Origin of the sequence: Xanthomonas albilineans, assembly GCF_009931595.1 — a bacterium.
In the GTDB taxonomy this organism is placed as follows: domain Bacteria; phylum Pseudomonadota; class Gammaproteobacteria; order Xanthomonadales; family Xanthomonadaceae; genus Xanthomonas_A; species Xanthomonas_A albilineans.
In genome coordinates, this window is sequence record NZ_CP046570.1 from 451,083 (window position 1) to 478,047 (window position 26,965).

Genomic DNA, 26,965 nt, shown 5'->3' on the forward strand with positions numbered 1-26,965 from the left:
CGTAGGCGCGGTCGTCGCTGTGGCTTTCTGTTTACGCCACGCGCAGGCGAGTCGTGGCATGTGCGGTGGAAGCGTGCGGCATCGATGCGGCTATCTCCGCTCAGCACCGCTCCAGCAGTGTCAGCGCTGGCGTTGCTGTTCCGCCACGGCCGCTTGCAGCGAAAAGATCTGTAGCGCCTCGCGCCATTTTTCGCCGGGCGCGGAGCCGGGCAGTGGCTTCTGGAAGCGCCACATCAGTTCTTCCCAGGCTTGCACGCGGGGGTCGGCCGCATCGGTGGCGGCCTTGGCGGCGGGCGAGTAATCGTCGTCCACCTCCATCAGCATTACCAGGCGGTTGCCGCAGCGATGGATGTCCAACTCGCGGATCCCGGCCGTACGCAGCGAGGCGACGATTTCCGGCCACACCGTATCGGGCCGATGCCAGCGCTCGTATTCGGCGATCAGCGTCGGATCGTCGTGCAGGTCCAGCAGATAGCAATGGCGGGGCATGGCTCAGGCTCCGGTCGCGTGCGCACTGCGGCGGCGTGCGGTGGCATACAGCGCCAACCCCAGAATGACCGCGAAGCCGAGCCCTGGCACCGCGATTGCCCAGTGAATGCCGACATGGTCGGAGATCGCGCCCATCAGTGCGGTCAACGCGGCACCGCCGATGATTGCCATCACGATCAGCGACGAGCCCAGTTTGCGTGCATCGTCGTCCAGCCCCTCCAGGCCCAGCGCGAAGATGGTTGGGAACATCACCGACATGAACAGACTGCTTGCCACCAGCGCGTACAGGCCGATCCAGCCTGGCAACGCGACCGCCACGCCGCACAGCAGCAGGTTGAGCAGGGCGAACCCGCCGAGCAGTCGCGCCGGCGCTAGATAGCGCAGCAGTGCCGCGCCGATGAAGCGGCCCGCCATGAACAGGACCAGCGAGACGGTGAGGAAATTGGCGGCGGTCTTCTCCGGGGTTCCGGGCACACTGTCCTGCAAGTAGCGGATCAGGTAGCTCCAGATGCCGACTTGTGCGCCGACGTAGAAAAACTGCGCGATCACCGCAAACACGAAGCGCCGGTTGTGCCACAGTTGGCCGAAGTTGGCCTTGCCGCTCGCCACGACACCCGCGGCGGCACGGGTGGTCGGGAAGCGGGTCAGCCCGATCAGCAGCGCCCACAGCACCACGACAGCGCCGATGATCAGGTATGGCGTCTGCACCGCCGTCGATTCGGTCGCGAAATAGGCCGCGCGCGCGGTCGGCGCCATCGTGGCCAGTTCCTGCGGCGTGTGCTCCACGCCGGAGAAAATGAAGTGCTGGCCGACCAGGACGCCGGTGATCGAACCCAGCGGATTGAAGGCCTGCGCCAGATTCAACCGCCGCGCCGCGCCGTCGGCGGGACCGAGCACAGTGACCAGCGGGTTGGCGGTGGTCTCCAGAAACGCCAAGCCGCTGGCGATGACGAACAGTGCCAACAGAAACAGCCCGTAAGTGTGCACTTGCGCCGCCGGATAGAACAGCAACGCGCCGGTGGCATATAGCAATAACCCCAGTACCACCGCTGCCTTGTAGCTATAGCGACGCATGAACATCGCCGCCGGGATCGCGAACACGAAATAGCCCAGGTAGAACGCGCTCTGCACCAGTCCAGCCTGCAGGTCGGTCAACTCGAACGCCTTCTTGAACTGCTTGATCAGGATGTCGTTGAGGTTGTTCGCCATGCCCCAGAGAAAGAACAGGCTGACGATCAGGACCAGCGGCGCGAGTGCGGTACGGGTCGGATTAGCGGGCGCCGAGGTGGCGGTATCGCTGCTGTAGTGCATGCCGCCTACCCCTCCCAAGGTGTGCTGCGTCACGGTCGAATTCGGGCCGGAGCGTACTGTGCTTGCGGTTACCATGCAAATATAAAATTTGAGTTCAAATTTGCATGGTGCATATTCGGCACGGGTCATCTGCGGTGTGTTCGGATGCGATCACTGAATCCTGGAGCGTTTCATGCACGTTGAAGCGAGAGACGTTGGGCGTGCGCGGTGCCTTGGTGCTGTCGTGTGGTGCGGCCTTCACTGGCGGGCACAGCGTACGCCATGGCGCAATGCGTCAAGGCTGGCTTCGCGCGCACTGCAACGCAACGATCACGACATGCTCGCGTTTTCTCTTCGCAACGGCTGCCGGGCCTTGACGCAATGATCATCCCACCGCCCAAATACCGCGCTCCTGCTTTGGACAAAGGACTGGATATCCTCGAATTGCTGGCACGCGATGCGCGGCCGATGACCATGGCCGAGATCTCGCAGGGCATCGGCCGCTCGCGCGGGGAAATCTTCCGCATGCTGCAAGTGTTGGAGGAACGTGGTTACCTGACCAAGGCTGCGGGCGATGGGGGGTATACGCTGACCAACCGCCTGTTCATGCTCGGCATGCAGCAGCCGCAGGTGCAGAACGTCACCGAGGTGGCGCTGCCGGTGATGCGCCGCTTGGCCGACGCGATCCGTCAGCCTTGCCATCTGGTGGCGCCGTCGGACGATCAAATCGTGGTCATCGCGCAGATGGATGTGCCCAGCGACCTGGGCCTGGTGGTGCGTCCCGGTCACCGCCGTCCGTTCGCGCATTCCTCCTCCGGTCTGGTGTTGTTCGCTTTTCAGCCCGCCGATGTGCAGGAGCGGCTGTTGCAGCGGCTAGATGCCGGTGCGGTGGAATACGACCGCGCACTCTTCCTGGCGGCTGCGTGCGAGGTGCAGGCGCTTGGCTACAGCATTCGTCCCAGCGAGGCCGTGGTCGGGGTGATCGACCTGACTGCGCCGATTCTGCAACACGGCATTGCGCGCTATACGCTCACCGTTCCTTTCATCGAACGCCGTCCACAACAGATGGATGCGCAGGTGGCGATGCAGGCGGTGTGCGCGGCGGCAGCGCAGATCAGTGCGGCGTTGTGCACGTAAGGCGATGCACGAAACCGTTGCGCCGTTGTGAATGATGTTTGCGCCGGCCTCGAGCTGCCTGCGCATCACTGAGGATGGCTAGGAAACCTTGGGCGATTCGATTGCATGGGGCCGCGCATGGCAACGTCGCGAGGGTCAGCGGCGCCCGACCTGAATCGTATCCGCTTGTTCCTGCTCGATCCGTAGCGCGGTGCCTTCCAGTGCCTGGTGCATTGCCTGGCGGATGCTGATCTGTCCCTTCACGGCATTGACCTGCACGGCGGCCAGCGTGGGGTCGCGGTAGACGATCATGCAGCCGGTGGCGTGGGCCAGTTGTTGGGAAACTTCATCGAAGCGCCCGGTTGGCAGGTTGTAGGTGTGATCGGGAACGCTGTCGCACTTGCCGGTGGGCGTGGTGCTGGCGGTTGTTGAAGACGCCGTTGTGGACGCGGTGGTGGCCGGTTTGCAGCCGGCCAGTAGCGCCACCAGGGCGAAACCGATGCAGCTGCCGCGCAAAATCTCGTTCATGAGGCGATTCCTAGAAGGATTGTTTCGCAGTCTAGATCGTCTGGCTTAACCCAGCTTTGCTTCGCGCGCGCGGGCATGTGGACGCGCGTGGATGTTGGCACGGGGGTTCCAGAGCATCATCGTCCAATGCCGTAGTGGCATTCGACGATCGGGGACCGTGACGAGCCGCGCGCGAGCGCTCAGGCGCCATCTTGGCCGCCACTCCAGGTGTCGCGTAGCGTCACGCTGCGGTTGAATACCGGCGTTTCGGCGCGGTGATCGTGGCGGTCGGCGACGAAATAGCCGCTGCGTTCGAACTGGAACGCTTGCTCCGGCGCAGCGTGCGCTGCGGCCGGTTCGACGTAGCCGCGCACGCTGCGCTTGGAGTGAGGATTGAGGTGGTCGCGGTAGCTCTTGCCGTCGGACTCGTCGTCTGGCTTCTCCACGGAGAACAGGCGGTCGTACAGGCGGATTTCGGCCTCCACCGCATGCGCGGCGCTGACCCAGTGCAGGGTGCCTTTGACCTTGCGGTTGGCGCCGTCCATCCCGGGGCGCGAGTTCGGGTCGAGCCAACCGCGCAGTTCGACGATGTCGCCAGCAGCGTTCTTGATCACCTCGTCGACGCGGGCGATCCCCGCACCGCGCAGGCGCACTTCGCCGCCGGGCACCAGCCGTTTCCAGCCTTTAGGCGGAACCTCGGCGAAATCCTCGCGCTCGATCCACACTTCGCGCGAGAACGGCACGGCGCGCGTGCCGAAGCTGTCGTCCTTGGGATGATTGGAGAAGGTCAGGGTCTCGCGGTGGTCGTCCGGCAGGTTGCTCAGCACCAGCTTGAGCGGGTCGATCACCGCCATGCGCCGTGGGGCATGGGCGTCCAGATCCTCGCGCAGGCAGCCTTCCAGCACCGCGAAGTCGATCACCGAGTTCTGCTTGCTGATGCCGACACGCTCCACCAGCAGGCGCAGTGCGGCCGGCGTATAGCCACGCCTGCGCAGGCCCTGCAGCGTGTACATGCGTGGATCGTCCCAGCCATCGACCAGACCTTCGGTGACGAGTTGGGTGAGCTTGCGCTTGCTCATCACCGTGTAGTTGATGTTCAGGCGCGAAAACTCGATCTGCCGTGGTTTGCCCGCCTCGCGTGGCAGCCCCTTGGCCAGCAGCGGTTGCAGCAGGTCCGGGTGCCCGGCCAGGTCGACCTTGTCCACGCACCAGTCGTACAGCGGCCGGTGGTCCTCGAACTCCAGCGTGCACAGCGAGTGGGTGATGCCTTCGATCGCATCGCCCAGGGCGTGGGCGAAGTCGTACATCGGGTAGATCGGCCAGGCGTTGCCGGTGTTCTGGTGTTCGACGTGTTTGATCCGATATAGCGCGGGGTCGCGCAGATTGATGTTGCCGCTGGCCATGTCGATCTTGGCGCGCAGGGTGCAGGTGCCGTCCGGAAATTCGCCGGCGCGCATGCGCCGAAACAGCTTCAGGTTCTCCTCGATGCTGCGTTCGCGGTAGGGCGAATGACGCCCCGGCTCGGTGAGCGTGCCGCGGTAGTCGCGCACTTGTTCGGCGGACAGATCGCACACGAACGCCTGGCCGTCGCGGATCAACTTCTCGGCGGCCAGGTAGTACACCTCGAAGTAGTCCGAGGCGTGGCGCAGTTCGGCCCACTGGAAACCCAGCCAGCGCACATCGTCCTGGATCGCGGCGACGAATTCGGGATCTTCCTTAGCGGGGTTGGTGTCATCCAGGCGCAGGTTGCAGCGCCCGGCGAACTCGGCGGCGATGCCGAAGTCTAGGCAGATCGCCTTGGCGTGGCCGATGTGCAGGTAGCCATTGGGCTCGGGCGGGAAGCGGGTGCGGATGGAGGCGTGTTTGCCGCTGGCCAGATCCTCGCGGACGATTTGGCGGATGAAGTCTTTCTTCTCGGCCGGGGCGGAGGCGTCGGTGGCGGGGGTGTCGGACATGCGCGCTTCAGCGAATAAATAGAGCGTAAGTTTATAAGTAAAGCGCTGTCTTGGTTTGCGCCACACTGGCGGACGACGGTCCCGGCGCGTAGGCTGCGGATCAATCCACGTGCCAGATGTCCGCATGCCGTCTTCCTGTCTTGCTGCTGACGCTAGGTGCGTTGCCTGTTCGCCAGGCCTGTGCGCAGCACCGATCCGCCTGCCGTCGGTCCAGACCACGCCTGGGTTCGGTAGGCAACGCTGAGGGCCGCACGTGCAGATCGCCTACCGTGCCCAGCACCTGATCGATGCGCATCTGGCCAAGCACGCGCTGGAGGATGCCGGCATCACCGCCTTCGTGTTCGGCGAGGCATTGCTCGGCGGCGCCGGCGAACTGCCGTTCGGCGTGGTCCAGGTCTGCGTGGCCGACGAACTGCTGGAAAAGGCCCAGGAAGTGCTGATGGCGTTGGGCCTGGGTGGGGTGGTGACGCGGGCCATGTAGTTTGGGAGCTGGGATTGGGGATTGGCAAAAGCGGGGGTGGGGGTCGCCGTCGCGAACTCGGCGGCGATGTTCTGCCGTTCGACGCTGTAGATCGCCACCAGCGCTGCCACGAGCAGCAACAGCGGCAGCGCCACCAGGGCCAGGCTCTTGCGGGTCAGCGGCCAGTCGTTCCAGCGCCGTGCCAGCGCCCTCACCGCGCCACTCCGGTACCGCCGCTGGAACGCGGCGCTGGCGCAAGCGCGTGGCGACCTGTACGCCCGCGAACGCCGTGCTGCTGCCGACCGTGTCCAAAACAAGGTCCGCGCCAGCCGCGCCGAGATCGAGGACGACTTCAGCCACTTCCTCGCGGCCAAGCCGCGCGGCACCATCAACTATCGCCAGGTGCGGCGGCTCGACGACGACAGCGCGGTCGATGCCGGCGTCTACACGTTCACCCTGAACAATGCTGACGGCAGCATTGTTCAGGTGCAGGCGCGCTACAGCTTCGTGTACGAGAAGCGCAATGGCCGCTGGCTGATCATCAACCACCATAGCTCAGTGATGCCGGAGCCGGTCGCCGTCGCCACCGCGGCCCCGGGGCGCACTTGAAAGCCAGGCCCGGCAGCGCCATCCACAGGGCATCGCCCCGTCGCTGCCAGGAGTCCATGCCATGTTGGGAATCGGTGCCTTCAAGCAGCGCCTGCCGCGTCCGGGCGAGAGCCTGCCCGGGCGGGCGGAACCGCTGCCGCTGCACAACCGTCATTTCGTCAACGGCCAGCCGTTGCGCGATGTCTTCGCCGGTCTGCAGCAGGTGCAGTTTGGCCTTGGTTGCTTCTGGGGCGCCGAGCGTGCCTTCTGGTCGCTGCCAGACGTGTTCACCACGGCGGTGGGCTATGCCGGCGGCGAAACCCCGCATCCGACGTACCGCGAAGTGTGTTCGGGCCAGACCGGCCATACCGAGGCGGTGCTGGTGGTGTTCGATCCGCACGTCACGAGCTTCGCGCAGCTGTTGCAGACCTTTTGGGAAAGCCACGATCCGACCCAGGGCATGCGCCAGGGCAACGACCTCGGGACCCAGTACCGCTCGGCGATCTATTGCGCCACGCAGGAGCAGTACGCTGCGGCAATCGCCAGCCGCGATGCCTATCAGCAGCGTCTACATGAGGCCGGCTATGGCGCGATCACCACCGAGATTCGTCTGCCGGCGCCGCCGTTCTATTACGCAGAGGACGAACACCAGCAGTATCTGGCCAAGAATCCAGGGGGCTATTGCGGCCTGGGTGGGACCGGCGTCGGTTGTCCGCTCGGTCTGGAAGTCTGAGCGGCGGCGTCTGGGCAGCCGATTCAGCCGGCCAACTTCTGCCGGATGGTATCGCGTAGTGCTTGCAGATCCTTGGCGAAGGTGTCGATGCCGCTGGTCAGCTTTTCGGTCGCCATCGGATCGGCGGCCAGGTCGGCCGCGAAGCGCTGCGCGTCGATCGGGGGCACGCTGACGCCGTCGGCCCGGCCCGGCGAGAGCTTGCGCGGTAGTGGGCCGTAGTCGGCGTCGAGCTTTTCCAGCAGGTCCGGCGAGATGGTCAGCCGGTCGCAGCCAGCCAGCGCCTCGATCTGCGCGGTGGAACGGAACGAAGCCCCCATCACCACGGTCTGCAAGCCGCGGCGTTTGAACTCGGCGTACACGTCGCGCACGAACTGCACGCCAGGGTCCTCGTCGATGCTGGCTGGGGTCTGGCCATGCGCCACGTACCAGTCGAGCATGCGGCCGACGAATGGCGAGTGCAGAAACGCCCCGGCCTCGGCGCAGGCCAGCGCCTGGGTGCGGTTGAAGACCAGGGTCAGGTTGCAGTCGATGCCGTCCTTCTGCAATTGCCGCGCCGCTTCGATGCCTTCCCAGGTGGCGGCGACCTTGATCAGGATCCGTTCCTTGGCGATGCCGCGCTCGGCATACATGGCGATGAATTTATGCGCCTTGGCGATTGTGGCGGCGGTGTCGTGGGCGAGGTCGGCGTCCACTTCGGTGGACACGCGCCCGGGCACCAGTGTGCTGAGTCGGCTGCCGACGCCGATGGTCAGGCGGTCGGCGATTTCGTCGATCAGGGTGGCACGCTCGCCATTTTGGCTGTGCGCCCAGGCCAGTGCCTCGTCGATCAGGTCGGCATAGACCGGCAGGTCCAGCGCCTTTTTCACCAGGGTCGGGTTGGTGGTGCAGTCCACCGGCTTGAGTCGCTTGATCGCGTCGTAGTCGCCGGTATCGGCCACGACCACGGACAATTCGCGCAACTGGGCCAGTTTGGAGGAAGCGGAAGAGGTCATCGGTAACTCTCGATACGAGTGAAAAGAAGGCGGATGACCTGCTACGTTAACGCGCTGCGTGAGTGTTGTCGCCTTCGACGTGCTTCATCGCGGCCACAGGCCGCGATGAAGCACGTGTTGTTGGAGGCGTGTCGGTCGCGATGGTGCGACCGAGATTCAGGCTGGGCAGGGTGCTGTCCCGCGCGAGGTTGCAGCGTGATGCGGCTGTGCGTGCGAGGTCGTTGTGCAGACACGCCGGCATCGATGCGATGTCAGGCGACTGCGCGTACGAGCCCTCGCCGCTCAGGTGACGGCTTGCTGCTGTGCCGCCGCGTGCGTCTGCGGCGGCAGCACGAACAACTCGCTCGGCAAGGTCTTGAACAGCTGCGCCAGTTGTTGCAGAAACTCGCTCATCGCCGAACTGCGCCGCCACAGCATGGCGATGCGGCGGCTTGGTCCGCAACTGTGATCGAAATTGAGCAGGCGGATGTTGGACGGGTTGGTTACCGGCGGCTGTACCGCCAGCAACGGCAGCAGGGTCACGCCGACATTGGCGGCGACCATTTGGCGCAGCGTTTCCAGGCTGGTGGCCTGGAATTCGGCTTTTTCCGTCGCCCCGGCGAGGTGGCATACGTCCAATGCCTGGTCGCGTAGGCAGTGCCCGTCTTCGAGCAACAGCAGGCGTTGCGCGTGCAGTGCGTCCAGGGTGAGTGGCGCCTGCTGCTCGGCCAGTGGATGCGGATCGGAGACGGCCAGCACGAACGGCTCTTCGAAGAGAAATTCGGCATGCAACTGCTCGTCGTGCAGTGGCAGTGCCAGCAGGGCCGCGTCCAGGCGACCCTCGCGCAGGCGGCTCAGCAGTACGTCGCTCTTTTCTTCGATCAACAGCAGTTCCAGGTGCGGGAAGCGTGCGCGCACCTTCGGGATCACGTGCGGTAGCAGGTACGGCCCCAGTGTCGGGAAAATGCCCAGGCGTACCGTGCCGGCCTCTGGATCCTGGCTGCGCCGCGCGGCTTCTTTCATCTGCTCGATTTCGGCGACGATGCTACGCGCCCGGCTGGCCGCCTCGCGTCCGGCCGGAGTCAGCATGACCTTGCGTGGCGCACGCTCGACCAACGGTACGCCGAGTTCGTCTTCGAGTTTCTTGATCTGTGTCGACAGCGTCGGTTGGCTGACGAAGCATGCGGCGGCGGCGCGCCCGAAATGCTTGTGATCGGCCAGCGCTACCAGGTATTTGAGATCACGCAGGTTCATCGGCGAGTTCCTTTGGCACGCAAGGCGGGGAGACGGCGCAGAGCCACAGCATAGCCCCACGCCGGTCGGCGGCGTGGGGCGAAGACATCAAGCCGCCTCGGCGATGCCGCCGGCGACCGGCGCGCTGTGGCGAATCAGATGGTCGAACGCGCTCAGCGCCGCCTTGGAGCCTTCGCCCATGGCGATGATGATCTGCTTGTACGGTACCGTGGTCGCGTCGCCAGCGGCGAACACGCCCGGTTGCGAGGTTTGGCCGCGCTCGTCGATCACGATTTCGCCGCGTGGCGACAAGGCGACCGCGCCTTGCAGCCATTCGGTGTTCGGCAGCAACCCGATCTGCACGAAGATGCCTTCCAGCGCCAATTGGTGGACAGCGTCGCCGACACGGTCTTTGTACATCAGGCCGGTGACCTTCTGACCGTCGCCGAGCACCTCGGTGCTCTGCGCGTTGACGATGATGTCCACGTTGCCCAGGCTGCGCAGCTTGCGCTGCAGCACGTCGTCGGCGCGCAGCTTGCTGTCGAACTCGACCAGGGTGACGTGGCTGACGATGCCGGCCAGGTCGATTGCTGCTTCCACGCCGGAGTTGCCGCCGCCGATCACCGCGACGCGTTTGCCCTTGAACAACGGGCCGTCGCAGTGCGGGCAGTAGGCCACGCCCTTGTTGCGATATTGATCCTCGCCCGGCACGTTCATCTGCCGCCAGCGCGCGCCGGTGGACAGGATCACCGTGCGGCTCTTCAGCGACGCACCATTGGCCAGTTTGACCTCGACCAGGCCGTCGGCCCCGGCCGGAATCAATTGCTCGGCGCGCTGCAGGCTCATGATGTCCACGTTGTACTGGCGCACATGCTGCTCCAGTGCCGCGGCCATCTTCGGGCCTTCGGTTTCCTGCACCGAAATGAAATTTTCGATTGCCATGGTGTCCAGCACCTGGCCGCCGAACCGCTCGGCTGCCACGCCGGTGCGGATGCCCTTGCGTGCGGCGTAGATCGCCGCCGCCGCGCCGGCTGGGCCGCCGCCGACCACCAACACGTCGAATGGCGCCTTGGCCGCGATCGCCACCGCCTCGCGTTTGGCCGCGCCGGTGTCGAGCTTGGCGACGATTTGCTCCAGGCTCATACGTCCCTGGTCGAACACTTCGCCGTTGAGGTAGACGGTGGGCACCGACATGATCTGCCGTGTTTCCACCTCCTCCTGGAACAGCGCGCCATCGATGGCCACGTGCTGGATGTTCGGGTTCAGCACCGCGGCTAGGTTCAGCGCCTGCACGACGTCCGGACAGTTTTGGCAGGACAGCGAGAAATAGGTTTCGAAACGGTATTCGCCGGGCAGGTGGCGCACCTGCTCGATCAGCTCCGCGGTGGCCTTGGACGGATAACCGCCGACTTGCAGCAACGCCAGCACCAGCGAGGTGAATTCGTGGCCCATCGGGAGCCCGGCGAAGCGCAGGTGGATGTCCTGACCGGGGCTGTTGAGTGCGAACGAGGGCGTGCGCTCGTCGCTGTCGCGGTGCACATCCAAGGTGATCTTGTCCGAGAGCAGCACCAGTTCTTCGAGCAGATCGAGCATCTCGCGCGATTTGGCACCGTCGTCCACCGACGCGGCAATATGGATGGGCCGCACGACCCGCTCCAGATAGGCTTTCAACTGTGTTTTCAGATCGGCATCCAACATGGCGGACTCCTGACGTTGGGCAAAGCGAGGGGGAGGCGCGACTGCCGCACGGGCAGCCGGTCGCCAAGCAACTGGGAGGAGGGGTGAACCGCAGCCGACAGGCGCGCGTTGCGCCATCACCGGCTGCGGTTCACCCCCACCCCCGCCAGAGCGGCGGAGATGGGAGTGGACGTGGTTTAGATCTTGCCGACCAGGTCCAGCGACGGCTTCAGGGTCTTTTCGCCTTCCTTCCACTTGGCCGGGCACACCTCGCCCGGGTGCGAGGCGACGAACTGCGCGGCCTTGAGTTTGCGCAGGGTCTCGGTGACGTCGCGGGCGATGGCGTTGTCGTGGATTTCGACGGTCTTGATCACGCCTTCCGGATTGATGACGAAGGTGCCCCGCAGGGCCAGACCCTCGTGCTCGATGTGCACGCCGAAAGCACGGGTCAGTTGGTGGGTCGGGTCGCCGACCAGCGGGAAGCGGGCCTTGCCCACCGCAGGGGAGGTTTCGTGCCACACCTTGTGCGAAAAATGGGTGTCTGTTGTGACGATGTAGACCTCGGCGCCGATCTTCTGGAACTCGGCATAGTGCTCGGCAGCGTCTTCCACTTCGGTCGGGCAGTTGAAGGTGAAGGCGGCCGGCATGAAGATCAGGACCGACCACTTGCCCTTCAGATCCGCATCCGTCACTTCGATGAATTCACCGTTGCGGTAGGCGTTGGCCTTGAATGGCTGGACCTGGGTGTTGATCAAAGACGACATGGAGTTTCCTCGTGGTTGGGGGAGAGGGGGTGGGGGATGGAGCAAGGGCGATGATAGGAGCAGAGGATAGGTTTCTCAAATCGATTAATGGAATTAAATAGATAGAATTTCTCTATCGTTAGCCAAGTCTGGCTCTTTGCTGCACTGCGGTGATGCCATCGGGTGCCGCCTGACAGCTGCAGGTAGCAGAGAAGGTTCTACCACGTTGGCTTTTCCAGCTCGCTGGGTCATCGTGATACCGATGAATGCGCCCACTCCCGAGTCCCTGCTGCGCGCGGCCTGCACCCAGGTCGCGCGTGGCGATGCCGAAGTCCTGTTGATCCATGCCCTGCAGCGTGACCGCGCCTGGCTGTTCGCGCATGCGCGCGAGCCACTGTCGGCGGAGACGGTGGCGGTATTCCGAGGGCTCGTGGCCCGGCGCGCGCAGGGCGAGCCGGTGGCTTACCTGACGGGCCGGCGCGGCTTCTGGACCCTGGATCTGGCGGTCGGCCCGGCCACCCTGATCCCGCGTGCCGATACCGAACGTTTGGTGGAACTGGCGCTGGAGCGGTTGGACATGCAGCCGGGCCGCCGCGTCGCCGACCTGGGCACCGGCAGCGGCGCGATCGCGCTGGCGCTGGCCAGCGAACGTCCGCGGGCGCAGGTGCTGGCGACCGATCTCAGTGCCGCGGCGTTGGCGGTGGCCGAGGCCAACATGCTGGCGCACGGTCTGCACAATGTGGCCTTCGCGCATGGCGCCTGGCTGGTGCCGCTGGCCGGGCAGCGTTTCGACCTGATCGCCAGCAATCCGCCTTACATTGCCGCCGGCGATCCGCATCTGACCCAGGGCGACCTGCGCTACGAACCGCTGAGCGCCTTGACCTCCGGTGTCGATGGGTTGGACGACATCCGGCAGATCGTCGCCGGCGCACCGGCGCACCTGCGGGCGGGCGGTTGGTTGCTGCTGGAGCATGGTTGGGACCAGGGCAACGCCGTGCGCGCGCTGCTGACGGCTGCACGCTTCATCGCAGTGGAGACTTACCAAGATCTAGAACTCCGCGATCGGGTCACACTGGGTTGTTGGCCGCTTGCATGAGTGGCGGTACAGGTTCTGCCCTGGCATGTCCAATGCGTGGTCTGTTGAGTGCCGAAGACGCGCGCCGTGGCAGCGCACGCGACGCGGCGGTCCATAGGTAGAATCGGGATTTTCCGCAGGAGTCCCCATGCGCACGCTGTATCCCAAGATCGAGCCGTTCGATAGCGGCCTGTTGCCGGTGGACGCGCGCCACACCCTGTATTACGAACAGTGCGGTAACCCTGGCGGCAAGCCGGTGCTGGTGCTGCATGGCGGACCAGGTGGTGGTTGTAACGCCAAAATGCGTTGCTTCCACGATCCGGCCAAGTACCGCATCGTGTTGTTCGATCAGCGCGGTTCCGGCCGCTCCACGCCGCATGCGGATCTGGTCGATAACACCACTTGGGATCTGGTTGCCGATATCGAGCGATTGCGCGAGCACCTGCGTATCGATCGTTGGCAGGTGTTCGGCGGCAGTTGGGGTTCGACCCTGGCATTGGCCTATGCGCAGACGCATCCGCAGCGCGTGGCCGAGTTGGTGCTGCGTGGCATCTTCCTGCTGCGGCGTTGGGAGCTGGAGTGGTTTTATCAGGAAGGCGCCAGCCGGCTGTTTCCGGATGCTTGGGCGCACTATGTCGGCGCGATTCCACCGGTGGAACGTGCCGATCTGATTTCCGCGTTTCATCGGCGCCTGATCAGCGACGACCAGGCCATCCGCCTGGCGGCGGCCAAGGCGTGGAGCGTGTGGGAAGGGGCGACCAGCTTCCTGCATGTGGACGCCGATTTCGTCGATAGCCACGAAGACCCGCACTTCGCGCTGGCCTTCGCGCGCATCGAAAATCATTACTTCGTCAACGGCGGTTTCCTGGAAGTGGAAGACCAGTTGTTGCGCGATGCGCACCGCATCGCCGATATCCCCGGCGTGATCGTGCACGGTCGCTACGATGTGGTCTGCCCGCTGGCCAATGCCTGGGATCTGGCCAAGGCGTGGCCGAAGGCGCGTTTGGAAATCACCCCGGCATCGGGTCATTCGGCCTTCGAAGCGGAGAATACGGATGCGCTGATACGTGCGACCGACTCTTTCGCCTGAGCAGCATCCGGGAGTCCGCGACGATGCTCCGAGAGGGCGATGGTGCAGTGGTGGTGCAATCGCGCTGGTCGGTTGTTGCTGTGTGTATCGGGATCAGGCTATCGCCAGCAGTTGCGGCTGCAGCGTCGTCAATATCCGTGCCAGACGTTGCGCCCAGGCGTGCTGCCCTGCGTCGTCGGCGATCAGGTCCTGGCGGATTTCCAGCTCGGCATGCAGCAGGCCGCGGCCTTCGCCGTGCACTGGGACGGCGTAGTCGCTGGTGTCGCTGACCGCATAGGGCGCGTTGTCGCCGATGATTAGATCGCCGGCTTCGCGCAGCGCTTGCAGCAATGGATGGGCGAAGCGCGTGTCGCGGTGGTACAGCACGCCGGCATGCCATGGCCGCGATACACCGTGCATGACCGGAGTGAAGCTGTGCATCATCACCAACAGGGTGGGACGCGCGCTCGCGCGCCGTGCATCCAGCTCGGCGGCGATGCGCGCGTGGTAGGGCGTATGCACTGCGGCGATGCGCTGCTGCCGCTGCGCGGCCGATAACCCTGCATTGCCCGGCACTACAGTGCCGTCGCTGGTCTCGGCAATCAGCGTCGGTGATGTCAGCGGACGATTGCAGTCGATCAGCAGGCGCGAATACGTCTGTTCGATCGCCCACGCGTCCAGCAGCGTGGACAGCGCACGGGTGACGCCGACGATGCCGATGTCCCAGCCGATGTGCCGGTCCAGTTCGTGCTGGGGCAGGTCCAGGTTGGCCAGGGCGCGCGGCACGGTCCGACCGGCATGATCGGCCAGCAGGACGAATGGCGAGGTGCCCTGTGGGCGATGGATCGCGAAGACGTCCGGGTCGTCTGCACCGAGCAGTGGGGTTAGCTGTGCCGGGGCGGGTTCAACCACGCGCAGTGCCGTCGAGGTGGTGTTCGATCATCCACAGGCCTGCCCACAGTTTCGGGTCCAATGCGTAGCCTTCGTCCATTTTCTGTACCAGCCACGCGGCGGCGCGTGCGCGCGGCACCGTGTGCACGGTGATGTCCTCGTTGGCGTCGCCGCCGCCATCGCCGACCTTGCGCAGGCCGGTGGCGCGGACGAAGGCGATTTTTTCGCTGCTGGCGCCGGAGGAGGTCGGGCCGATCATCAGCACTTCGGCATGCGCGGCGGTCCAGCCGGTCTCTTCCTCCAGTTCGCGCACCGCCGAGACTTCGATCGATTCGCCAGCGTCGATGTCGCCGACCAGACCGGCTGGCATCTCGATGGTGCGCGCCTGCAGAGGTACGCGGAATTGTTCGACGAACAGCACTTCGTCGTCCGGTGTCACGGCAATGATGATCGCCGCCAGTCCGCCTGCGTGCACGCGTTCGGAGTATTCCCAGGTGCCGCGCACCACCATGCGTTGGTATTTGCCTTCGTAGACGATGCGGGGCGGGGAGTTTTGGTGGTTCATGGGCAGCTCGCGGGTCATAGAGGAAGAAGACGCCGATGCGCACGCGACGCTGAGGCGCTTTTGTGCAGTGTAGTGCCAGTGCTGTTGCGGCGTTGCGCGCACCGCGCTGCGGTGGCTGCTCAGTTGGGCGTGGTCTCCAGGCCGGCCGCCTGCAGCAGCCTGCGTCGGGTCAACGGCCCGAAGCGCAGTGTCTCGCACAGTCCCAGCAGGATGTCGGTGTCGGCTGTGCCACGGGTAAATTGGGGCGTGGCCGTGTGCAGCGGCGCATCCAGTGCGATGGTGGTCAGCTGCCGCCATAGCAGTGCGTGTTGGCGTTGCTCGCGCAGGCGCACGGCCATCTGCGCCGCGCCACGCAGGCGTAGGAACGCCACTTCGTCGACCCGTGCCAACAAGGTGTCCAGATCGCCGAAATGCGCCAGCAAGATCGCGGCGGATTTCGTGCCGATGCCGGTGACGCCGGGGATGTTGTCGATCGCATCGCCGCTCAGTGCCAGGTAGTCGGCAATCTGCTGCGCATGCACGCCATATCGTGCCTTGACTCCGGCCGCGCCCCAGCGTTGGCCGCGCCCGTAGTCCCACTGCTCGTCGCACTCCAGCAGTAACTGCGACAGGTCTTTGTCGGCCGATACGATCACACCGTGAAAACCGTCGCCGCGCGCGCGGTGCAGCGCGCTACCGATCAGGTCGTCGGCTTCGTAGTGGTGGTCCGCCAGCACGCACAGGCCCAATGCCGCGCACAGCGCCTGGCAATGGGCGAACTGTCGCCGTAGCGCATCCGGCGCTGGTGCGCGGTTGGCCTTGTATGCGGGGTACAGACGATGTCGGAAGCAAGTGTCCAGGGCTTCGTCGAACGCCACCACGATGTGCTGCGGGCGCTCGCGTTCGAGCAGGTCGAGCAGGAACCGGGCGAAGCCGTGCACGGCGTTGGTCGGCCAGCCCTGCGCGTCCTGGAATTCGTCGGGAATCGCATGCCAAGCGCGGAAGACGTACAGGCTTGCGTCGATCAGGTACAGCGGCCGCGAGGCGGGCGTGGCCGGGTTCACGGTGTCCAGTCGCTGAGCAGCCGCCGCGGATCGGGACGCTCGCGCTCCGGCGCTTGTATCTGCGCCGTTCCTAGATGGATGAAGCCAGCAATGCGTTCGTGTTCGGCCAGGCCCAGGCGTGCGGCCACCGCGTCGTCGTAGGCCATCCATCCGGTCAGCCACTGGGCGCCGAAGCCGTAGGCCTGCGCCGCTTGCAGCAGTGCGAAGCATACCGAGCCGGCGGTCAGCCATTGCTCGATCTCCGGCACCTTGTGTCCGCGTTGCAGGCACGCGATCACCGCGATCACTACCGGCGCATGGGCGAAGCGTTGGCGATCCTTTTCCACCGCCGCGGCCGGCGCGGCGGGATCGCGCTGCAGGCTGCGTTCGGCGAGGAAGTCGCCCAGCGTCAGACGCGCCTGACCGGCAATACGCAGGAACCGGAACGGTACCAGCTTGCCGTGGTCGGGGACGCGCACGGCCGATTGCAGCATCGCCAGCAGCGTCGCCGCGTCCGGTCCTGGCTCGCCCAATTGCATGGACGGCACCGAACGCCGTGCATCCAGCGCTTGCAGCGAATGAAGTGTGTGCATCTGCTTTGAATCCGATTGGGCCGATGCAAATTATATTCCTTCGTCGACATGCCTAAGTGGATCTTGCCGTGGCACCACCGTCGTGTTGCGTTGCCGATTAGTTGCTCGCAGACGAATGGCCTCGTGATGGAGTTGCATCGATTGCGACAGCCGCGTGCGGCTTGGTATGCGCCAGGGCGTGAACTCGATTGGCGCGCGTTTCATGTGCGGCAATCGTCGCGTCCGTTGTCTGTGTGTCGCTTCCGCCGAGGGGCGCGATGATGGCGCAGTTTGGGCGACTGAAAAGGATGGGGTGTCGAGGCAGAGTGCCTGGTCCGTACAGGTCTATTCAGGCAAGACTGTCGCCACGATCACGCAATTACAGTCTGGAATCATGGTGAATATCACGTTCCGAGTGGGAGATACTTCTTGTGAAACAGTTGACGTTCATGTGGTATGCCTACTATGAAAAACTAGAGGCAGAGGGCGTGTCCGTTTGCCTTCTGTCTTCACTTCTGTCGAGTGCCGTTGACGGCGCGGAGCCATTTCATAATGAGTTTCAGCCCCAGCCCGCACGCATACACCGCGCGCGATCCGCGCCTGTTGACGCAGGCGCGCGAGGGCATGCTGTCCGTGCTGGATACCGCGTTTGCAGAGGCACTGACGCATTTCGACGATGTATTGTTCGACCATGCCGAAACTGCTGGTACGTCGCAGTTGCTGTTCCTGGACGGTATGCGCGAGTTGCGACGCCGTCGCCAAGACATCGCCGCGCGCTTCCATGCACAACTGCAGGCGGCTTGGCAGGCACTGGAAGCGGGTGCGCCGCTTTCGGCCGAGGTGGCCATGGCCGGGTACGAACACAGTTTGAGCCTAGTCTCCGAGCACGAGCTTGAGTTGCGATTGGCGGTGCGCAACTTGGCCAGCGTACTGCTGCGCGAATGGAAGTCCGTACTCGGTCGCATTGACCTTCGCCTGGGTTGGATCGCCGGTGGTCTGGAACTGGATGCCGACACCAATCCAGTTGGTCCCGAACATATCGGTGTCGCCGTACACGCGGCATTCTCCAATAGCGATCTGGAGCCGGAGGTGCGCCTGCTGCTGATCAAGTTGTGCGAGCGCGATCTCGCCGTCGGCATCGGTCAGTTCTACCAGGAGTTGGACGACCGTCTTGCCGAGGCCGGGGTGATGCCGGAGATCCCGCGCTCACCGCCGCCGCCGAAACATCCGGCGCACCACGAGGTGTCAAGCGTTCAGGCCGACGCCGAGGGTGACGATGACGCGATCTATTCCCCGGCCTGGGCGAGACGTTTTGTCAAACGTTGGGCCGAGCGTCGCGGTAGTGCGCCGGCCGCCACCCGCGATGGGACTGCACGCCTGCCCGAGGACGCTCAGGACGTATTGCTTGAGGCGTTGCAAGATCTTTTGCAGCAGACCCGCAATGCGCGCGATACCGCGACCTCGGCGGCACGCACTGCGGTCGGCCAGCAGCGCGCGCTTAGCCCGCGCGAGATGATGTCGGTGTTGTCATTGTTGCAGGCCACGCCCAGCGCTACGCAGCGTGCGGTGGTCGGCGACGAAAGCGAGTCGTTGGCGCATCGGCTCAAGAGCGAGATGTTGTCCACTGTTGCTCAATGTGGCCTGGACCCGGCGGATGCGCGGCTGGATCCGGTGGATGAAGATGCCATCGACTTGGTTGGCATGCTGTTCGACGTGATGCTCGACGAGCGTGAACTCGACGGTCGCTCGGGCGAGTTGATCGGGCGGCTGTTGGTACCGCTGGTCAAGGTCGCGCTGCTAGATCGGCGGATGTTCGTGCAGAAAACGCATCCGGCGCGGCGTTTGCTCAACTCGCTGACCGAGGCCTGCGAGGGCAACACCGGGGAGACCCAGAACGAGCGCGTGCTGATGGTCAAGGTCGAGGAGATCATCGAGCGGCTGCTCGCCGAGTTCAACGAGAATATGGCGATCTTCCTGACCTTGGAAGAGGAGTTTCGCGAATTTCTGGCCCAGCATCGGCGTCGGGTCGAAATCGCTGAACGTCGTGCCGCCGAGACTCAGCGAGGCCAGGAAAAGCTGGAACTGGCGCGGCAGCGCGCCGAAGCCGAGTTACAGGCGCGCCTGCACAATCGACAGTTACCGCAGGCACTGGAGGATTTTCTGCGGCGGCCTTGGCAGCACTACTTGACCATGGTCATGCTGCGTGAATACGCGGATAGCCCCAACGTGCGCGAGGCCATCGCGCTGGCCGATGGCTTGCTGGAGGAAGCCGCCGAAGCGCAACGGCATATCGTCGGCAGACCCTGGCTGCAGGCTTGGCAGGAGCCGCTGTACAAGATCTTCGCCAGCGTTGGCTTACATTCGGAAGCGGTCACGGCGGCATTCGATGCGTTGCACGACACCTTGCGGGCGGTGGCCGAACTGCGTCCGGAACTGGAGCGTCGGTTGCCGGAACTGCCGCAGTTGGCGCTGCCGCAAGCGCTGGCGCAGGAGGTACAGCCGGTGGAAGTGGCCGCGCCAGAGGCCGTGGACGATTTCGACAGTGCCGACGCCGACCGTTTCCGCGCGATGGACACCGGCACTTGGCTGGATTTCGTCGACCGCGACAGCAATGTGCAGGCCGGTAAGTTGTCGTGGGTGAGCCCGATTTCGTCGCGGCTGTTGTTCGTCAACCGTCGTGGTGCGCGGTTATGCGTGGCCTCGCCGGAGGAATTAGCGCTGATGGTGCGGCTCGGTCGCCTGCGCAATCATGTCGATGATGGCGCTTTCGACAGCGCTTTGCAGTGCGTCGTCGAACGGCTCGATGCGTGCAGTGTCACCCTGCATTGAGTGACCGCGTCGAGCGAACGTCTGCCCGGGTTCCGTTCCGCGATTGCCTCACTTGGCGAGTCTGCGTTTCCGTCTCTTCCGCACAGGCATCTTCATGCCGCTCGCCAACCGCTGCGATCATGCGCTGGACCCTGTAGCATCGGCACTGGACTGACGGGCAGCGCACGGGAAATCGCATGGCAGTGCAGGTTTTGGTAGTGAAGGAGTCGGCGCCGGGCGAGCGCCGCGTGGCGGCGACGCCTGAAACGGTGAAGAAGTTGTGCGCGTTGGGCGCCCAAGTGCGGATCGAGCCGGATGCCGGTGCGTCGGCGGGCTTCGTCGATGCCGCGTATCTCGCCGCCGGTGCGCAGCATGCCGATGCCGAGAGTCCGGCGCAGGCGGATCTGGTGTTGTGCGTGCAGCCGTTGCCGGTCCAAGCGCTGGAACAACTCAAGGAGGGTGCCGGTGTGGTCGGCATGTTGCAGCCGCAGGCCGATCCAGCGCGCGCCGCGGCGCTGCAGGCGCGACACCTGGTCGCGTTCCCGCTGGAGCGCTTGCCGCGCACCACTCGCGCCCAGGCGATGGATGTGCTCAGTTCGCAGGCCGGCATGGCCGGTTACAAGGCGACGCTGATCGCTGCGCAATTGGCGCCGCGCTTCTTCCCGATGTTGACCACCGCGGCCGGCACCATCCGTCCCTCCAAGGTGCTGGTCGTCGGTGCAGGCGTGGCCGGCTTGCAGGCCATCGCCACAGCCAAGCGCCTGGGCGCCCAGGTCGAAGGCTTCGATGTGCGCCCGGAGACACGCGAGCAGATCGAATCGTTGGGCGGCAAGTTTCTCGACCTAGGTGTCAGTGCAGTAGGCGAGGGCGGTTATGCGCGGCAACTCAGCGATGCCGAGCGTGTCGAGCAGCAGCAGCGCCTGGCCGAACACCTCAAAGGCATCGATGTAGTGGTGTGTACCGCCGCAGTGCCGGGACAGCCGGCGCCGAAGATACTCAGTGCCGAGATGGTCGCCGGTATGCGGCCCGGCAGTGTGGTGGTGGATCTGGCCGCCGAGACGGGCGGCAACTGCGCCTTGACTCGCCCTGGCGAGACCATCGAACACGGCGGTGTGATCGTCGCCGGGCCGCTGCATCTGGCCAGCATGGGCGCTGTGCATGCCAGCGAGATGTATGCGCGCAACGTCTACAACTTTGTCGCGCTGTTTCTCAAGGATGGGACGATTACCTACGACTGGAACGACGAGTTGCTGGCGAAGACGCGCTGGCATCCTGCCTGAGCGCCGGCTATGGAAGCGGTCGTGCGGGATCGGGCATAGGCGCGCTCGCACCGAGATTGGCTTTGATCCAGGCCGTACGTTGCGCAGGAGTCATCGCGTCCAGGCGGTCGCGCAGCGTCTTGCGCTGTTCTGGCGGTAGCGTGCGCATGTAGGCGAATACTGCCTGTGCCTCCTCGCGTTGTTGCGGGGTCATGGCCTCGTAGCGGCGTGCGCCTTCGCGCGCGTGCGCGCGCTGCTCCGGGGTCATCGATTGCCAGCGCTGAGCATGCTCGAACATCCGCTGCCGTTGTGACGGGGCATCGTTCCAGCGTTGGCGCAGCGGTGCGATCAACAGTTCGCGCTGTTGCGGACTCAGGTGCTCCCAGTCCGGTAAGGGAGAGCCGGACTGGGCATCGACGACGGCGGGAGCCGGTGGCGTCGGCGGTGTGGCGCAGACGGCAGGTATCACGTGACTGGCCAATAGCGTGAGTGCCAGGGAAAAGCGGATCGGGCGATTCATCGAATTTATTCCATTGCCAACGCGGTATCGGAGCCCAACCACAGGTACAGGTCGGGGTTTTCGTCCAGCATGCCGGGAGGCGTGGTCTCCTCGGCGTCGGTCGTCACGGCGGCGAACGTCGTCGATGTCGTTGCGTTGGCGGCCGTGGCGGAGGCCGTTTCCGGTGCCGAGCGTGGCTGCAATAGTTGTTGCATGCCCAGCACAACGCCGAGTAGGGCCGGTGCCGCCGCCAGCAGCCAACCCAGGCGCCGGGCGTGCGAGCGCTTGGCCTGGTCGAGGTGACCGGCTTGCTGGCGCGCGGCGCGCAAGCGGGCAAGGGTCGATGCAGGCAGGGCCCGCAGTCCAGCTTGATGGAGGGCACGCATCCGTGCGTCGAAGGCGGCGGAGCGGGTGGGGTCGGATGTCATCGCAGATCCTCCAGATGTTTCTGCAGCGCCTCGCGGGCGCGCGACAGATGGGTTTTGACCGAGCCTTCGGAACAACCCATGGCATGGGCGGTGGTGGTCACATCGAGCTCTTCCAGTACGCGCAAGGTGAAGGCTTCGCGCTGTCGTGCCGGTAGCGTGCGCAATGCGGCCACCAGTCGCGCATGGGTTTGCCGTTGCTCGTGCTGTTGGGCAGGATTGGGGCTGTCGTCGGCCCATTCCGGGAAGTTGTCCGCGTCGCGGTCGCTGGCCGGTGCCCAGAAGCGCAGGCGGAAATTGCGGCGACGCTGCAGGTCGATGATGCGTCTGCGCAGGATGCTCCAGAACAGCGGCGTCCACTCCTGTGCCGGCCGCGCGCGGTAACTCAGCAGTTTGATCATCGCGTCCTGCACCGCGTCCAGCGCATCCTCGCGCTGACGCAGGCCGGCTTCGGCGAAACGGAACGCGCGTGGTCCGATGTCGGCCAGAAACGCTTCCAACGATGCCGGTGACGGACGCGTGGCGGCATCGTCGGCCTCGGGCAGCGGCGGTAGCAGGGCAGGGGGACTCACCAGCACAGCTTAGCTTCCTGACGGAGGGATACCTTGGTAAACGCATCGCAGCGGTCACGGTTGACCGCGCGATGTCGTCGCGGATGTCATCGCACAACGGTTCAGCAGGTGGTTATGATGCGGCGGACGGGCGTGGTGCCCTGGAGAGCGAATGCGATGAACGATGGGTTCGTGGCCTTGTATATCTTCATGCTTGCGGCGATCGCAGGCCATGTGATCATTTCGCGGGTGCCGGTGATCCTGCATACCCCGTTGATGTCCGGTTCCAACTTCATCCATGGCATCGTGCTGATCGGTGCGATGGTGGTGCTTGGTCATGCCAATACGCCATTGGAGAAAGTGCTCGGCTTTGTCGCGGTACTGCTTGGTGCCGGCAATGCCGCTGGTGGCTACGTGGTGACCGAACGTATGCTCGACATGTTCAAGTCCAGCAAACCGGACCCGCACAAGACCAAGGCGCAGGATTGATGTGCGACGCTGGCACAGTATCGCAATACGGGCCTGGGGTGCATTGGCGTTGCTGCCCGGCTTCGTGTTGGACCTGCTTTTCTGCTTGCCGCCGTGCGAGTAGATGTTCTTCTCCGGAGAGTAACTGCTGATGGAACTGTTGCCGATCCTCATCAAGAGCAGCTACCTGGTGGCTGCCACACTGTTTTTGCTTGGCCTGCAGCGCATGGCTTCGCCCAGGACCGCGCGCAGCGGCATCCACTGGGCGGGTAGTGGCATGTTGCTGGCGACCGTTGCCACTTTCCTGCTGCCGGGTCTGCATAATTTGCCGTTGATCGTGCTGGCAATCGTGCTCGGCACCGGCGCGGCCTGGATGTCGGCCAAAAAGGTGGCGATCACCGACATGCCGCAGATGGTGGCCTTGTACAACGGCATGGGCGGCGGCTCGGCGGCGGCGATCGGTGCGGTGGAGTTGTTGCGCTATGCGTTCTTGATGCAGCGCGACACCACGTACTGGAGCGCGGATGCGATCGCCGCATTGGCCGCGCGTCATCCCGGTATGATCACACTGGTGCTTGCGGTGGTTGGCTCGGCGATCGGCGCGGTGTCGCTGTCTGGCTCGATCGTCGCCTGGGCCAAGCTCGATGGACGCCTGGACAAGCGCGTCGTCTTCCCAGCCCAGCAGCCGTTCAACCTGCTGGTCTTGGTGGCGATGTTGGGTGTGGGCGGATGGGCGGTGGTGAGCCTGAGTCCGCTGGCGATCCTGGTCTTCTTCGTGCTGGCGCTGGCGCTGGGGGTGTTGATGACGCTGCCGATTGGCGGTGCCGACATGCCGGTGGTGATTTCGTTGTACAACGCCTTCACCGGCTTGGCGGTGGCGTTCGAAGGCAATGTGCTCGGCAACGAAGCGCTGATCATTGCCGGGATGATGGTCGGTGCGGCGGGCATCCTGCTGACCCGTTTGATGGCCAAGGCGATGAACCGGCCGATCCGCGGTGTGCTGTTCTCCCACTTCGGTGGTGGCGGCCAGGCGCAGGCGATCGACGGGAGTCAGAAACCGATCGAGGCCGACGACGTGGCGGCGATGATGGCCTACGCCGAACGCGTGGTGATCGTGCCCGGTTACGGGATGGCGGTGGCGCAAGCCCAGCACAAGATCTGGGAGTTGGCGCAGCGGCTGAGCGAGCGCGGGGTCAAGGTGAAGTTCGCGATCCATCCGGTGGCCGGGCGCATGCCGGGGCATATGAATGTGCTGCTGGCCGAGGCCGGCGTGCCCTACGACCTGATCGCCGACATGGACGACATCAACCCGGAGTTCGCCAGCACCGACGTGTCGCTGGTGATCGGCGCCAACGACGTGGTCAACCCGGTTGCCAAGACCGATCCGGCCAGCCCGATCTACGGCATGCCGATCCTCGATGTGATCGCCTCCAAGCACGTCATCGTGATCAAGCGCGGCAAAGGGACTGGCTTCGCCGGCATCGAGAATGCGCTGTTTTACGCCGACAACACGCGCATGTTGTACGGCGACGGTGCCGAGGCGGCGGGTGCGCTGGTCAGTGCACTGAAGATGCTCGATGGTGGCGGACACTGAGCGTTGTCGGCACCGCGCGTCCTGCCGCGCTCGTCCTCAGCGCGCGCTGAAATAGGCAGTGCACACGCCGATGCACAGCCACAGCAGGTCGCCGGGGCGATTGGCCAGCACGGTCAGGGTCCAGGCGTACTGCGCGCCCATTTTGAGCGCGGAATCCCACACGTTCAGGCCCAACGCTGCGCCTATTTGCGCGGCGGCGATGCCCCAGTTGGCGGCAACGATCACCAGCACGGTGGCGATCACGGCCAAGGCGGCGCGCAGCGTGCCGCGCGGTAACGTGCCCACGCGCAGCATCCAGGCGATCTCCAGCGCGACCAGGACCGCCATCCATCCCGCCTGATGGCCCAGCGACAATGCCGCCACCAGCCAGGCGATCAGGGCGGTGAAGCAGCCCAAGCCGAGCAGCAAGGGCCACAGCCAGTGCGCGGGCCTGGCCGGCGTTGAGGAAGGCGGCATGGGAGATTCCTTAAGAATCCATACAGGATACTCTTCGGCGTGTGCGCCGCGCGCTCGGATACACTGCACGACTTGCAGCGGCGGGCTCGGCCCCCATATCGCCTTCATGTACTCACGCAGTAGCGAACCTGTCCAATTCGAACGCGATTGCGCGGCTGTCATGGTGCCGCAGGGCGACGCGGTGACCCTGCCAGCGGGCAGCTATGGCTATATCACCCAGGCGCTGGGGGGCAGCTACACGGTATTCGTGGAAGGCAACCTGTTCCGCATCGCGGGTAAAGATGGCGACGCCATCGGCAAGGAGCCGCCACCGGGCCTGGAACTGCCCGAGGATGCGGGCGACGAGCAGGTCGAGACGCTGATCTGGCAGCAGTTGCGGACCTGCTTCGATCCCGAGATTCCGTTCAACATCGTCGATCTGGGGCTGATCTACGACGTGGCGATGCGGCCGCGCGAGGATGGCAAGCGCACCGTCGAGGTCAAGATGACACTGACCGCACCGGGCTGCGGCATGGGCGAGATCTTGGTCGACGACGTGCGCAGCAAGTTGGAGATGATCCCGACCGTGGCGCAGGCCGACGTCGAGCTGGTCTTCGATCCACCGTGGGGCCGGCATATGATGTCCGAGGCCGCGCGCCTGGAAACCGGTATGCTTTGACCCGCGCAGGAGCGTCGTGCCGTGTTAGTGAACAAGGCGTCGCCGCTGCGATCGATTCACGCCATGCACAGGCGATGGCCGTTCCTCGACTACCATAGCAATCCCCGGTGCCCGCTCCCGAGCCGTCTATGCACTTTCGCCTGATTCCGTCCACCGCTGCGCGCAGTGCCGAGGAGCGTGCGCGTATTCTCGCCGCACCTGGGTTTGGTCACTTCTTCACCGACCACATGGTCGCCATCGCGTGGAGCCGCGAGCAGGGCTGGCATGACGCCCAGGTCCGCGCCTATGGCCCACTGGCGTTGGATCCGGCCGCCTCGGTGCTGCACTACGGCCAGGAGATCTTCGAAGGCATCAAAGCCTACCGGCATGCCGATGCTTCGATCTGGACCTTCCGCCCGGAGGCCAACGGCAAGCGTCTGCAGCGCTCGGCGCAGCGTCTGGCGCTGCCAGAGTTGCCAGTTGAGTTGTTCGTCGAGTCGCTGCGGCAGTTGATCGCGGTCGATGCGGCGTGGGTGCCTTCGGCGCCTGAAACCAGCCTGTATTTCCGTCCGTTCATGATCGCCGACGAGGCGTTCCTGGGCGTGCGTGCGGCACACCAGGCCAGCTACTACGTCATCGCCAGCCCAGCTGGTGCCTATTTCGCCAAGGGCGTGGCGCCGGTGGCGATCTGGCTATCCACCGACTACGCGCGCGCGGCCAAGGGTGGCACCGGCGCGGCCAAGTGCGGCGGTAACTACGCCGCCTCGCTGCTGCCGCAGCAACAAGCGCAGGCCCAGGGCTGCTCGCAGGTGCTGTTCCTGGACCCAGTCGAGGGCAAGTATCTGGAGGAACTCGGCGGTATGAATGTGTTCCTGGTGATGCGCGACGGCAGTCTGGTCACGCCGGCGTTGTCGGGCAGCATCCTCGACGGCATCACCCGCGACAGCATCCTGCAATTGGCGCGCGACCGCGGCATGCCGGTGGTGGAACGCCAGGTCAGCATTGACGAATGGCGCGACGGCGTGGCGTCTGCTGAGATCACCGAGGTCTTCGCCTGCGGCACGGCCGCGGTGGTGACGCCGATCGGGCAGTTGAAAGGCACGGATTTTTCGGTCGGCGATCTGAGTGCGCCGGCCGGCCCGGTGACCTTGTCGTTGCGCCAGGAGTTGACCGATATTCAGTACGGTCGCGTGGCCGATCGTCATGGCTGGCTGGTCCGCCTGGATTGATGCGCGTGTAGGCGACGACGTCCAGGTAGCTGCCAAGCGTTTCTGGTCCAATACCTCGGATTTTTCGGCGGCGCATGCGCGCG

The 26,965-nt window shown here is 64.9% G+C and carries 28 protein-coding genes; 12 read left to right on the forward strand and 16 right to left on the reverse strand.

Translation table 11 applies throughout. The features are described from left to right. Positions 1-120: 120 nt before the first annotated feature. Complete coding sequence (locus XaFJ1_RS01920) at positions 121-489, reverse strand: L-rhamnose mutarotase (protein WP_012915000.1); 369 nt, start codon at positions 487-489, stop codon at positions 121-123. Positions 490-492: 3 nt separating this feature from the next. Next, complete coding sequence (gene fucP, locus XaFJ1_RS01925; protein WP_012915001.1) at positions 493-1,800, reverse strand: L-fucose:H+ symporter permease; 1,308 nt, start codon at positions 1,798-1,800, stop codon at positions 493-495. A 360-nt stretch (positions 1,801-2,160) separates the two neighbouring features. On the opposite strand from fucP, the gene XaFJ1_RS01930 reads away from it, so the two are divergent. Continuing rightward, complete coding sequence (locus XaFJ1_RS01930) at positions 2,161-2,916, forward strand: IclR family transcriptional regulator (RefSeq protein WP_012915002.1); 756 nt, start codon at positions 2,161-2,163, stop codon at positions 2,914-2,916. Between the two features lie 135 nt (positions 2,917-3,051). Here XaFJ1_RS01930 and XaFJ1_RS01935 read toward each other — a convergent pair whose 3' ends face one another. Then, positions 3,052-3,423: an STN domain-containing protein gene (locus XaFJ1_RS01935; RefSeq protein WP_012915003.1), complete on the reverse strand. Its 372-nt coding sequence runs from the start codon at positions 3,421-3,423 to the stop codon at positions 3,052-3,054. Positions 3,424-3,602: 179 nt separating this feature from the next. Further along, complete coding sequence (locus XaFJ1_RS01940) at positions 3,603-5,357, reverse strand: glutamine--tRNA ligase/YqeY domain fusion protein (protein ID WP_012915004.1); 1,755 nt, start codon at positions 5,355-5,357, stop codon at positions 3,603-3,605. 253 nt (positions 5,358-5,610) lie between these two features. On the opposite strand from XaFJ1_RS01940, the gene XaFJ1_RS01945 reads away from it, so the two are divergent. The 3 genes from XaFJ1_RS01945 (at position 5,611) to msrA (ending at position 7,138) form a co-directional block, all read left to right on the forward strand. Continuing rightward, the gene (locus tag XaFJ1_RS01945) at positions 5,611-5,838 is read left to right on the forward strand and encodes a putative signal transducing protein (RefSeq protein WP_012915005.1); all 228 of its coding nucleotides are present in this window, start codon (positions 5,611-5,613) and stop codon (positions 5,836-5,838) included. Positions 5,839-5,985: 147 nt separating this feature from the next. Next, positions 5,986-6,426 carry an SgcJ/EcaC family oxidoreductase gene (locus XaFJ1_RS01950; protein ID WP_012915006.1) on the forward strand — a complete coding sequence of 147 codons (441 nt, stop codon included), beginning with the start codon at positions 5,986-5,988 and terminating at the stop codon, positions 6,424-6,426. 61 nt (positions 6,427-6,487) lie between these two features. Further along, positions 6,488-7,138 (forward strand): peptide-methionine (S)-S-oxide reductase MsrA, encoded by a 651-nt coding sequence (gene msrA / locus XaFJ1_RS01955; RefSeq protein WP_012915007.1) that lies wholly within the window; start codon positions 6,488-6,490, stop codon positions 7,136-7,138. Positions 7,139-7,161: 23 nt separating this feature from the next. Here msrA and XaFJ1_RS01960 read toward each other — a convergent pair whose 3' ends face one another. From XaFJ1_RS01960 to ahpC, 4 genes are all read right to left on the reverse strand, one after another. Next, positions 7,162-8,130 carry a transaldolase gene (locus tag XaFJ1_RS01960; RefSeq protein WP_012915008.1) on the reverse strand — a complete coding sequence of 323 codons (969 nt, stop codon included), beginning with the start codon at positions 8,128-8,130 and terminating at the stop codon, positions 7,162-7,164. A gap of 282 nt (positions 8,131-8,412) precedes the next feature. Further along, positions 8,413-9,363 (reverse strand): LysR substrate-binding domain-containing protein, encoded by a 951-nt coding sequence (locus tag XaFJ1_RS01965; RefSeq protein WP_012915009.1) that lies wholly within the window; start codon positions 9,361-9,363, stop codon positions 8,413-8,415. Positions 9,364-9,450: 87 nt separating this feature from the next. Next, the gene (ahpF, locus tag XaFJ1_RS01970; protein ID WP_012915010.1) at positions 9,451-11,040 is read right to left on the reverse strand and encodes an alkyl hydroperoxide reductase subunit F; all 1,590 of its coding nucleotides are present in this window, start codon (positions 11,038-11,040) and stop codon (positions 9,451-9,453) included. Positions 11,041-11,216: 176 nt separating this feature from the next. Continuing rightward, positions 11,217-11,783: an alkyl hydroperoxide reductase subunit C gene (gene ahpC, locus XaFJ1_RS01975; RefSeq protein ID WP_012915011.1), complete on the reverse strand. Its 567-nt coding sequence runs from the start codon at positions 11,781-11,783 to the stop codon at positions 11,217-11,219. 241 nt (positions 11,784-12,024) lie between these two features. On the opposite strand from ahpC, the gene prmC reads away from it, so the two are divergent. Both prmC and pip read left to right on the forward strand, forming a co-directional pair. Then, the gene (prmC, locus tag XaFJ1_RS01980) at positions 12,025-12,858 is read left to right on the forward strand and encodes a peptide chain release factor N(5)-glutamine methyltransferase (RefSeq protein ID WP_012915012.1); all 834 of its coding nucleotides are present in this window, start codon (positions 12,025-12,027) and stop codon (positions 12,856-12,858) included. 127 nt (positions 12,859-12,985) lie between these two features. After that, positions 12,986-13,927, forward strand: coding sequence for a prolyl aminopeptidase (gene pip / locus XaFJ1_RS01985; RefSeq protein ID WP_012915013.1), 942 nt, complete (start codon positions 12,986-12,988; stop codon positions 13,925-13,927). 93 nt (positions 13,928-14,020) lie between these two features. Here the strand turns inward: pip and XaFJ1_RS01990 are convergent, their stop codons facing one another. The 4 genes from XaFJ1_RS01990 to XaFJ1_RS02005 form a co-directional block, all read right to left on the reverse strand. Next, a complete protein-coding gene (locus tag XaFJ1_RS01990) occupies positions 14,021-14,818 on the reverse strand; it encodes an N-formylglutamate amidohydrolase (RefSeq protein WP_012915014.1) in 798 nt (265 codons plus the stop codon). After that, positions 14,811-15,362: an NUDIX hydrolase gene (locus tag XaFJ1_RS01995; protein WP_045757169.1), complete on the reverse strand. Its 552-nt coding sequence runs from the start codon at positions 15,360-15,362 to the stop codon at positions 14,811-14,813. The genes XaFJ1_RS01990 and XaFJ1_RS01995 overlap by 8 nt, the downstream gene beginning before the upstream one ends. A 119-nt stretch (positions 15,363-15,481) precedes the next feature. After that, positions 15,482-16,405 (reverse strand): 5'-3' exonuclease, encoded by a 924-nt coding sequence (locus XaFJ1_RS02000; RefSeq protein ID WP_012915016.1) that lies wholly within the window; start codon positions 16,403-16,405, stop codon positions 15,482-15,484. Further along, complete coding sequence (locus XaFJ1_RS02005) at positions 16,402-16,977, reverse strand: nitroreductase family protein (RefSeq protein ID WP_012915017.1); 576 nt, start codon at positions 16,975-16,977, stop codon at positions 16,402-16,404. The genes XaFJ1_RS02000 and XaFJ1_RS02005 overlap by 4 nt, the downstream gene beginning before the upstream one ends. Before the next feature lie 531 nt (positions 16,978-17,508). Here XaFJ1_RS02005 and XaFJ1_RS02010 point away from each other — a divergent pair. After that, positions 17,509-19,785, forward strand: a complete 2,277-nt coding sequence (locus XaFJ1_RS02010) for a DUF1631 domain-containing protein (RefSeq protein ID WP_012915018.1) — start codon at positions 17,509-17,511, stop codon at positions 19,783-19,785. A gap of 176 nt (positions 19,786-19,961) precedes the next feature. Continuing rightward, entirely contained in the window at positions 19,962-21,044 is a 1,083-nt protein-coding gene (locus XaFJ1_RS02015; RefSeq protein ID WP_012915019.1) for an NAD(P) transhydrogenase subunit alpha, read from the forward strand. 7 nt (positions 21,045-21,051) lie between these two features. On the opposite strand, the gene XaFJ1_RS02020 is transcribed toward XaFJ1_RS02015, so the two are convergent. The 3 genes from XaFJ1_RS02020 to XaFJ1_RS02030 are packed head-to-tail and all read right to left on the reverse strand — an operon-like array spanning position 21,052 to position 22,504. Next, positions 21,052-21,543 carry a DUF3106 domain-containing protein gene (locus tag XaFJ1_RS02020; RefSeq protein WP_012915020.1) on the reverse strand — a complete coding sequence of 164 codons (492 nt, stop codon included), beginning with the start codon at positions 21,541-21,543 and terminating at the stop codon, positions 21,052-21,054. Positions 21,544-21,548: 5 nt separating this feature from the next. Next, positions 21,549-21,950 (reverse strand): hypothetical protein, encoded by a 402-nt coding sequence (locus XaFJ1_RS02025; RefSeq protein WP_012915021.1) that lies wholly within the window; start codon positions 21,948-21,950, stop codon positions 21,549-21,551. Beyond that, positions 21,947-22,504: an RNA polymerase sigma factor gene (locus XaFJ1_RS02030; protein ID WP_230596006.1), complete on the reverse strand. Its 558-nt coding sequence runs from the start codon at positions 22,502-22,504 to the stop codon at positions 21,947-21,949. Before XaFJ1_RS02030 ends, XaFJ1_RS02025 begins: the two co-directional genes overlap by 4 nt. A gap of 171 nt (positions 22,505-22,675) precedes the next feature. Between XaFJ1_RS02030 and XaFJ1_RS02035 the strand changes: the two genes are divergently transcribed. Together XaFJ1_RS02035 and XaFJ1_RS02040 are read left to right on the forward strand one after the other, a co-directional pair. Beyond that, positions 22,676-22,987 carry an NAD(P) transhydrogenase subunit alpha part 2 gene (locus XaFJ1_RS02035; RefSeq protein ID WP_045756707.1) on the forward strand — a complete coding sequence of 104 codons (312 nt, stop codon included), beginning with the start codon at positions 22,676-22,678 and terminating at the stop codon, positions 22,985-22,987. Between the two features lie 130 nt (positions 22,988-23,117). Then, the gene (locus tag XaFJ1_RS02040) at positions 23,118-24,560 is read left to right on the forward strand and encodes an NAD(P)(+) transhydrogenase (Re/Si-specific) subunit beta (RefSeq protein WP_012915024.1); all 1,443 of its coding nucleotides are present in this window, start codon (positions 23,118-23,120) and stop codon (positions 24,558-24,560) included. A 36-nt stretch (positions 24,561-24,596) separates the two neighbouring features. On the opposite strand, the gene XaFJ1_RS02045 is transcribed toward XaFJ1_RS02040, so the two are convergent. Next, positions 24,597-25,016 carry a hypothetical protein gene (locus XaFJ1_RS02045; protein WP_012915025.1) on the reverse strand — a complete coding sequence of 140 codons (420 nt, stop codon included), beginning with the start codon at positions 25,014-25,016 and terminating at the stop codon, positions 24,597-24,599. A gap of 106 nt (positions 25,017-25,122) precedes the next feature. On the opposite strand from XaFJ1_RS02045, the gene sufT reads away from it, so the two are divergent. Together sufT and XaFJ1_RS02055 are read left to right on the forward strand one after the other, a co-directional pair. Further along, on the forward strand, positions 25,123-25,674 hold the full coding sequence (gene sufT / locus XaFJ1_RS02050) for a putative Fe-S cluster assembly protein SufT (RefSeq protein WP_012915026.1): 552 nt from the start codon (positions 25,123-25,125) through the stop codon (positions 25,672-25,674). A 128-nt stretch (positions 25,675-25,802) separates the two neighbouring features. Next, on the forward strand, positions 25,803-26,882 hold the full coding sequence (locus tag XaFJ1_RS02055; RefSeq protein ID WP_012915027.1) for a branched-chain amino acid aminotransferase: 1,080 nt from the start codon (positions 25,803-25,805) through the stop codon (positions 26,880-26,882). Positions 26,883-26,965: the final 83 nt, after the last annotated feature.

Bases quoted from the DNA above. Each gene is read 5' to 3' on its own strand.
- XaFJ1_RS01920 (WP_012915000.1), bottom strand. From the start codon at position 489: ATGCCCCGCCATTGCTATCTGCTGGACCTGCACGACGATCCGACGCTG.
- fucP (WP_012915001.1), bottom strand. From the start codon at position 1,800: ATGCACTACAGCAGCGATACCGCCACCTCGGCGCCCGCTAATCCGACC.
- XaFJ1_RS01930 (WP_012915002.1), top strand. From the start codon at position 2,161: ATGATCATCCCACCGCCCAAATACCGCGCTCCTGCTTTGGACAAAGGA.
- XaFJ1_RS01935 (WP_012915003.1), bottom strand. From the start codon at position 3,423: ATGAACGAGATTTTGCGCGGCAGCTGCATCGGTTTCGCCCTGGTGGCG.
- XaFJ1_RS01940 (WP_012915004.1), bottom strand. From the start codon at position 5,357: ATGTCCGACACCCCCGCCACCGACGCCTCCGCCCCGGCCGAGAAGAAA.
- msrA (WP_012915007.1), top strand. From the start codon at position 6,488: ATGTTGGGAATCGGTGCCTTCAAGCAGCGCCTGCCGCGTCCGGGCGAG.
- XaFJ1_RS01960 (WP_012915008.1), bottom strand. From the start codon at position 8,130: ATGACCTCTTCCGCTTCCTCCAAACTGGCCCAGTTGCGCGAATTGTCC.
- XaFJ1_RS01965 (WP_012915009.1), bottom strand. From the start codon at position 9,363: ATGAACCTGCGTGATCTCAAATACCTGGTAGCGCTGGCCGATCACAAG.
- ahpF (WP_012915010.1), bottom strand. From the start codon at position 11,040: ATGTTGGATGCCGATCTGAAAACACAGTTGAAAGCCTATCTGGAGCGG.
- ahpC (WP_012915011.1), bottom strand. From the start codon at position 11,783: ATGTCGTCTTTGATCAACACCCAGGTCCAGCCATTCAAGGCCAACGCC.
- prmC (WP_012915012.1), top strand. From the start codon at position 12,025: ATGAATGCGCCCACTCCCGAGTCCCTGCTGCGCGCGGCCTGCACCCAG.
- pip (WP_012915013.1), top strand. From the start codon at position 12,986: ATGCGCACGCTGTATCCCAAGATCGAGCCGTTCGATAGCGGCCTGTTG.
- XaFJ1_RS01995 (WP_045757169.1), bottom strand. From the start codon at position 15,362: ATGAACCACCAAAACTCCCCGCCCCGCATCGTCTACGAAGGCAAATAC.
- XaFJ1_RS02005 (WP_012915017.1), bottom strand. From the start codon at position 16,977: ATGCACACACTTCATTCGCTGCAAGCGCTGGATGCACGGCGTTCGGTG.
- XaFJ1_RS02010 (WP_012915018.1), top strand. From the start codon at position 17,509: ATGAGTTTCAGCCCCAGCCCGCACGCATACACCGCGCGCGATCCGCGC.
- XaFJ1_RS02015 (WP_012915019.1), top strand. From the start codon at position 19,962: ATGGCAGTGCAGGTTTTGGTAGTGAAGGAGTCGGCGCCGGGCGAGCGC.
- XaFJ1_RS02020 (WP_012915020.1), bottom strand. From the start codon at position 21,543: ATGAATCGCCCGATCCGCTTTTCCCTGGCACTCACGCTATTGGCCAGT.
- XaFJ1_RS02025 (WP_012915021.1), bottom strand. From the start codon at position 21,950: ATGACATCCGACCCCACCCGCTCCGCCGCCTTCGACGCACGGATGCGT.
- XaFJ1_RS02035 (WP_045756707.1), top strand. From the start codon at position 22,676: ATGAACGATGGGTTCGTGGCCTTGTATATCTTCATGCTTGCGGCGATC.
- XaFJ1_RS02040 (WP_012915024.1), top strand. From the start codon at position 23,118: ATGGAACTGTTGCCGATCCTCATCAAGAGCAGCTACCTGGTGGCTGCC.
- XaFJ1_RS02045 (WP_012915025.1), bottom strand. From the start codon at position 25,016: ATGCCGCCTTCCTCAACGCCGGCCAGGCCCGCGCACTGGCTGTGGCCC.
- sufT (WP_012915026.1), top strand. From the start codon at position 25,123: ATGTACTCACGCAGTAGCGAACCTGTCCAATTCGAACGCGATTGCGCG.
- XaFJ1_RS02055 (WP_012915027.1), top strand. From the start codon at position 25,803: ATGCACTTTCGCCTGATTCCGTCCACCGCTGCGCGCAGTGCCGAGGAG.